Here is a 6462-nt window from a genome sequence, read left to right as displayed (position 1 = left end):
ACGCGATCGGGAATCCCATTTTGTCTGCAAAGTCAATAAGGTCATTTTTTGCTCGTGAAGCATCTTGCTCGTCGGTCGATGCTCTTAGGTAACCATAAGTTCGTATATTACTGTTCATTGGTGCATTTTACATTGGTTTAGTTATGTTGGTGCATTATACATCTATTTTTGCTATTTACAGCACTAAAATAACCTGGTGCATTAAAGGTGTACCTAAAGTAAACCATCTTTAAATGGATTGACAATACTCACTTATGTTTATACTGTTAATTTAAACAGTATTGTGATGTGGTTGAATATGAGGTAAACAAAAATGCGTGTTGAAATGATGGTCGATGAAAAAGTATTACCGAAAGGTGGTCTAGGAAAAATAGCCGAGGAACTAGAGCGTCGTTTAAAGCCGCTTTATCCTGACGCTCTAATACGAGTCCGTAAAGGGACGAATAATAACTTAGAAGTGTATTCCAGAGATAAAGATGAGAAGAAGAGAGTGAATAAGGTGATCGAGCAAGCGTTCAATGAAGCTGATGAGTGGTTGCTCGTATGAACCGCCTCGGTTTTGATTAATAAATATTGATCTACCTATCCCCCCTTACTATCAACGCTTTAGCGTTGTCACGGTAAGTCCCCCAGGCATGCCCGGGGGAATCTTCATTCAGGTTGTTTGAACTTTGAACAACCTTACTTTTTATGTTAGGTTACTGATTGAATATATACTGTTTATTCATCCATTACTTAACTTTAAAAGGAATACCGTTATGGCTCTTAAACCAGGACCAAAGCCAATCGCAGATTCAACTGGTAAAGTCGATCAGCGTCGTCGTGATAATAAAAAAACTCCAGGAAATAATCCTGCTTTAAAACCTAGTAAATCATCGAAAAAGTAGATTTACTATTTATAGCCCTTTGATTATAGGGCTATTTCTTCTCAGATTTTAAATGGAGTGAGTTTTTGAGTAACAACGGTCGAGATTATGAAAGTTTTGTAGCTTCCCTTCAAAAGGCTTTGTTTGATTCTGAACAATGGGCTGAACTTAAGAATATTTGTATTGAGCAAAATAAGAAAATTATTGATAAGTCCGGAATTGAACGAGAGTTTGATCTTTATTGGGAATATGACTTGGGGGGGATTAGTTATAAAACTGTTATTGAATGTAAGGATTATGCTTCAACAATAAGCATTGAAAAAATTGATGCTCTTGTGGGTAAGGTACATGATCTTCCTGATCTTAAGGCTATTTTTGCTACCAAAACAGGGTATCAATCAGGAGCAAAGATTAAAGCTGAAAAGCATGATATTGAACTACTTATAGTACGTGAATCAAACGATAGTGATTGGATGTCTGAGGATGGAAGCCCCTATATTAAGGAAATTCATGCTGATATTATTGCGGTCTTTCCTGCGAGAATTACATCTTTTGACCCTAAGCTTGATTCTGATTGGATTAAGAAAAACACGGACCTTAAAGAAGGTTATACTACTTTGGCATTACGTAATGACCTAACTTATATCGATGATGTTTCAAGGAATGATTACTATTCCATCAAGATATTAGAGGAGCGGTTGGGAAAAGGTACCGATGATGATTTTGGTGAGCGTGATCTTCTTCTGGAGTTTGATGAAGCTTATCTAATTCTGGACAAACGTAGATTAAAAGTTAATTCAATAGAGTTGACTTATTGGATGTCTAAGCCAATGCATAACCATATGGTTATTGATGCTTCTAAAGAATTAGAGGGTGTTATTGAGTATCTAAGCAAACGATCGAAAACTGCAATTTTTAAAGATCGAGTTATTAAAGATTGGCGATGAATTTAGACAAAAAAAGAGAGTTATTACTCTCTTTTAAATGGAGATGCTTAGTTGACTAGTACCGTCTTTTGCACTTTTCTTGGTATTCTCGCCTGCTTAAGTGCGTTACTAATTCAACACTTCTTTCAATTTCTTACCGGCTTTAAATGTTGGGCTTTTTGATGCGGCAATTTGAATGGTTTCGCCTGTTCTAGGATTGCGGCCTTCACGCGCTGCACGGTGGGTGATTTTGAATGTGCCAAAATCAACCAAAGTCACGTCATCACCATCAGCCAGTGTCGTGGTAATGCCTTCGATGATGGCTTTCAGGGCTGCATCGGCTTCTTTTTTAGTGATGTCGACTTCTTCTGCGATATGATCCACTAATTCTTTACGGTTCATCTCTTTTCCTTGTTTTAGAGTTGGTTTTTCTTCTTCATCCCATTTGCCCGTCGCATAACGAAAGGTGAGGGGCTTATCGACAACGTCGCTAATTTCTATTTTAGACGTATTTTCAGTCGCGTGTGTGGTGGCACTGGCTTTGGCAGCTGCCAAGGAGCGCATGTACACTGTTTCGGACTTGAGCGTATTTCTTTCTTTATCCAAATAACGGATATTAAAGACCGCCATACCCCCTCCTGTTATGTAAATGTCAAAAGTATCATTAAGAGTCGCTGTGTTTTAACTAAGACGGCATCGCTAGGCATTATAATCCCATTTTTGAGTCATCTAGCCAGCCCATCACATTGTTTTATCTTGTGATATACTAAGCCTGTTGTAGTTGAATACTGACTGCACAGTATTAAGCACACGGGGTTAACCCCCCTTAAATGGCTCTCTGAAACGTGTCGCGGCTTCTTCTCTAGTTCAAAGAAAGAAGTGAAAGCATACTTAACTGCTCAGGCTCTGCGCCTGTTCATTCAACTGCTTGATTTTTACATCAATTCAATATGGCCACTGCGTCATTATACTGCTCTTATTTCTAAGGGCTAAATTCTACTTTGCGACAGCCTGTTGCAAGCAACATAACCCTACTTGATGCCCAGGTTCTGAGGGGGACCATTGCGTCAAAAGACTTAACTTAAGGAGCGATTCTTTATCTTTAGCACTACCAGTCAGCGTGCAAGCTGGCGAGCCTAAATCATGCTTGAATGATTAATTCGTGAGAAATCACGTCGCCGCAAGGCGTAAACTTAAGATGTACAAAGGGCATTCATTTGAAGCACAAATGAATGCCCTTTGTCGTTTTATATCTAATTGTCGAACGAACACTGTTCGTTCGTGTTGTTTGTTCGTTATGTCTGTATTATACTGCTCATATCATGAACAGTTTGAGAGCCCCGATATGTCGACCGATAGAATGCAAGAGCGCGTTAACGAAATCTGTAATGACCTTTACAGCAAAGGTGAGAAAGTCAGTGTTCGAGTGATATTGACTTATTTACCGGACGTTTCGAGCACATCAACGGTGCATAAATACTATGCCAATTGGCGTAAGGAGTTGGAAGCCAACGAAAAGTCACTTTATGACAAGCTTGGTTTTAGCTCTGAGTTCACGCAAATGTTCATGAAGGAAATTTCTCGGTTTAGCGTGGAGGCTGAGCAACGTTATAAAGGCATTGCCGAGGAAGCGAACGAGCAGCGTGACGCGGCCATTGATGAGCTAGGTAAGATGGAAGACCGACTGCATAAGCAAAATGCTGTGGTTGAACAACAGGGCAAAGACATCACTCAACTGAAAGGTGAACTCACTCAGAGCGAGCGCACTCATGAAGCAGAAATGAGTAAACTGGAACAATCACAACACGTCTTAGTCACTGAGCTGCGTCAGCGTATCACCCAATTAGAAAAAGAGTTAACCGAGTCGACGCGCACAAATGAGACGTTACGTACCGAACTGGCGAAATCGGAGTTGAAACTTGAAAGTAACCAGGATTACGTGAATGAAGTTAAAGCAAAACAGCAGGCGCTTGAAGAACAAAGTTCGACATTGCAATCCGAGAACCAATCTCTCTCTCAACAAGTCACCAAGCTTTCTACTCAATTAGAAGGATCCACATCAGTGGTCAGTACGTTAGAGAAGCGTGTTACAGACTTTGAAACGCAGCATACGGCGCTGCAATCCAGAGCGACGGAAATGGAAACGCATTACAAAGCGACGCTATCCGAGTTGAGCGAAGCAAAATCCCAACTACAAAATCAGAGTCAGAAAATAGGGTCGCTTGAAGAGATCAACCAACAGCACAAACGCTACATCGATAAGCTTGAAGAAGCGAGTTAAACAAACGTTCTTGATTTGAAAGGCTTGTGGTAGAATTTGTGTGGGCGCTCTTGGCTTATTTACCATGAGTGACTGACTTTTATGTTTGCTTGTGGCAGATAAACAAAAGCCCCGTTATCCGGTTACTGTTGAAGCAGTAACTTTCATTTAACGAGGCCTTAGTCATGTCTGACAACTTGATTATACAGCCTCTTTTATTGTGGAGGCAACAAAAATGCCGAAAAATAAAACAGCACTCGCAGGGCTGATAGTCTTGTGTGTTACGTTCTTGTGTAGTCTATGGATGGTCCGAGACTCACTCTGTGAGGTTCGCTACCAGGATGGTGGCACAAGTTTTCTGGCTCAATTTGTTGTCTACGAAGCAGTAAGGTAGAGCTGGACAGGAGGGGGTAAAATCCCTCCTGATTCAGTTTTGTGATGCATGGCCTAAGAGCGCCCTTATTTACCAAACGGATAAATATATCTTAACGTGATCTCTGGACGAAAATGTCCTAATTCCTGACTAACAATATGTAAGGCATCATCGTAAGACACGTCCAGTAGTTCATGATCCATTCTTCTTTGCGCATAAGAAAAACGTAATCCATGCGCGCCCAAAGACCACCCTAACGTTTTGTATGAAGCATGACTGAAAGCTTTTGAGAATCGGTTGCCTGCACATAAGTTATAACGCTGCTCGTAGCGGATCTTTCGATCGCTGCTAAATTGGGGTGTATCAAACCTTAATGTTTCAAGCTTATCGGCCAAATCTTGATGAATAAACACCTCCCTTACAAGGCCATTTTTCCCTGTTACTAAGTAGCAAACTCCTTCTCCTCGGTTATGAAATCGGTCTGTTCGCCATGCTCGATGCTTTGAAGCACTACCCTCATCATTGCGTCTGATGGTAAAAAGTTCTTCTGCACGTAAACCAGCGCTGTATGCAAGAAGAGTGGAAAACGCATGGTGAGGAGACATGTTTTGAATGATTTTATTGAGATCTGAGTCTAAGTAAGCTCGGTTCTTGTTGGCTAAATTCCCTTGCTGTTTGGCCCTGACCGAAGAGATAAATTCGGGATCAATTTTAGGTATTGTTAACCGTTTACCTTGTGAGTATTTATCAATAACACGCTGTAAACTGGACTTTATATTTGAAAGATGTTTATGACTGTAACCTAAATTACGACTATCTTGTAAATATTGCTGAGCCACATCAAAACTAATTTGTTTAATACGGTCAAGTCCTGTGTCTCTTAAGACTTTTGTGATGATTCTTATATTTTCATTCATAGTGCGAACACCATGAATGAGAGTGGATTGTTTTGTCTTTTTATGTCCTAGACCTAAGTAATGGAAATTAAAAAATTGATTACTTTGTTTTTGAATCTTTTTCTCTCTTTTTACTGCTTTCATATTGATTATCCCAAAAACTAATGCGCTTGTGTAACCCGCTGATTGAAATAACTATATTATGATAGATTTCCAACCATTGTTGAATCTGATACAAACTTGCGTTGATTTCATTATGTAATGTCATTATTTCTAGTCTATAAGGATCAAGTCTCGAAAACTGACGTCGTCTTCTTTTACTTTTATTATTGGGGAACATCAGTATAGATAGAGATAGTTCTTTTATTGTATTGTTGTCAATATGCCTCATGTCATTTATCTATCCATCTGTTGTTAATGCAATGAGCCAGTTGTGATATGGATATTTCAATATTTTTTTCTTTTTTTAGCCAACTCTGAATCTGACAATAATTTAACCTCTGCCTCAGAAATAGTATTTCTCTCTGGAGGTGATCAATTTTTGATCGCCTCGTTTTTTTTAGATTGAGTTGATTGAGTTGATCATAAAGTTGTTGGGATAACGTCATATTTTTGCCTCATTTAAAAAGCGAGATTTTTACGGTTAAGCTTTCTACCGATAATCTAAGGTGAACAGATTTTTGGCTCAAAAACAAGTGGTATGTGCCCCCTCTGGGTCGATATCGAAGATCTCACCCAGAGGGGGACGGGGATAAAAACGGGGGATTTCGGTATTACGTTGAGGCAAGATGTAAATAAATGAGGCAGTAAAGAGAAATAACACGGATGAGGCAGTAGCAAGGTGAAAAATGGAGCGTAAGCGACAACCTTGTTGATGGAGCAATATATTGTGGGCTGAGGCAGGAGGGGAAAGGGAAAGCAAAGGGGTGAGGCAAAAGAAATAAAGCGTTAAGCGAGCGGTTCTGTGTATTAATATGTAACCAGTATAATAATAAAATTATTGTTGGGCGAAACTTCAAATAGTGTAACAGAAGTAATTAAAATAATCTCAATTAGAAATACTTTATTTTGACAATTCTAATTGAGATTTTCCTATTGCCTTTTTGATACTGTTTCTCGTGACTTTATTCAAAGGAGAAAA

General features: G+C 39.4%; 6 protein-coding genes and 1 pseudogene. 5 read left to right on the top strand and 2 right to left on the bottom strand.

The features are described 5' to 3' along the window. The first annotated feature begins 313 nt into the window (after positions 1-313). The 3 genes from AB6E51_RS23805 (at position 314) to AB6E51_RS23795 (ending at position 1813) form a co-directional block, all read left to right on the top strand. On the top strand, positions 314-547 hold the full coding sequence (locus AB6E51_RS23805; protein ID WP_136987522.1) for a DinI-like family protein: 234 nt from the start codon (positions 314-316) through the stop codon (positions 545-547). Positions 548-758: 211 nt separating this feature from the next. Next, complete coding sequence (locus AB6E51_RS23800) at positions 759-887, top strand: hypothetical protein (RefSeq protein WP_017097008.1); 129 nt, start codon at positions 759-761, stop codon at positions 885-887. Between the two features lie 65 nt (positions 888-952). Then, positions 953-1813 (top strand): restriction endonuclease, encoded by an 861-nt coding sequence (locus tag AB6E51_RS23795; RefSeq protein ID WP_274135677.1) that lies wholly within the window; start codon positions 953-955, stop codon positions 1811-1813. Positions 1814-1921: 108 nt separating this feature from the next. Here the strand turns inward: AB6E51_RS23795 and AB6E51_RS23790 are convergent. Next, a pseudogene (locus AB6E51_RS23790) lies at positions 1922-2215 on the bottom strand (HU family DNA-binding protein); the annotation flags it as partial. Between the two features lie 922 nt (positions 2216-3137). Between AB6E51_RS23790 and AB6E51_RS23785 the strand changes: the two are divergent. Both AB6E51_RS23785 and AB6E51_RS23780 read left to right on the top strand, forming a co-directional pair. Continuing rightward, positions 3138-4073, top strand: coding sequence for a DNA-binding protein (locus AB6E51_RS23785; RefSeq protein ID WP_154724050.1), 936 nt, complete (start codon positions 3138-3140; stop codon positions 4071-4073). A 214-nt stretch (positions 4074-4287) separates the two neighbouring features. Beyond that, positions 4288-4446 carry a Hok/Gef family protein gene (locus tag AB6E51_RS23780; protein WP_372050177.1) on the top strand — a complete coding sequence of 53 codons (159 nt, stop codon included), beginning with the start codon at positions 4288-4290 and terminating at the stop codon, positions 4444-4446. A gap of 65 nt (positions 4447-4511) precedes the next feature. Here the strand turns inward: AB6E51_RS23780 and AB6E51_RS23775 are convergent, their stop codons facing one another. Continuing rightward, positions 4512-5465: a hypothetical protein gene (locus AB6E51_RS23775; protein WP_076651439.1), complete on the bottom strand. Its 954-nt coding sequence runs from the start codon at positions 5463-5465 to the stop codon at positions 4512-4514. Positions 5466-6462: the final 997 nt, after the last annotated feature.

Origin of the sequence: Vibrio sp. 10N.247.311.47, from assembly GCF_041467535.1 — a bacterium.
Taxonomy (GTDB): domain Bacteria; phylum Pseudomonadota; class Gammaproteobacteria; order Enterobacterales; family Vibrionaceae; genus Vibrio; species Vibrio crassostreae_C.
The sequence above is the reverse complement of the archived record's forward strand: the minus strand, read 5'-3'. Positions and strand labels throughout refer to the sequence as shown.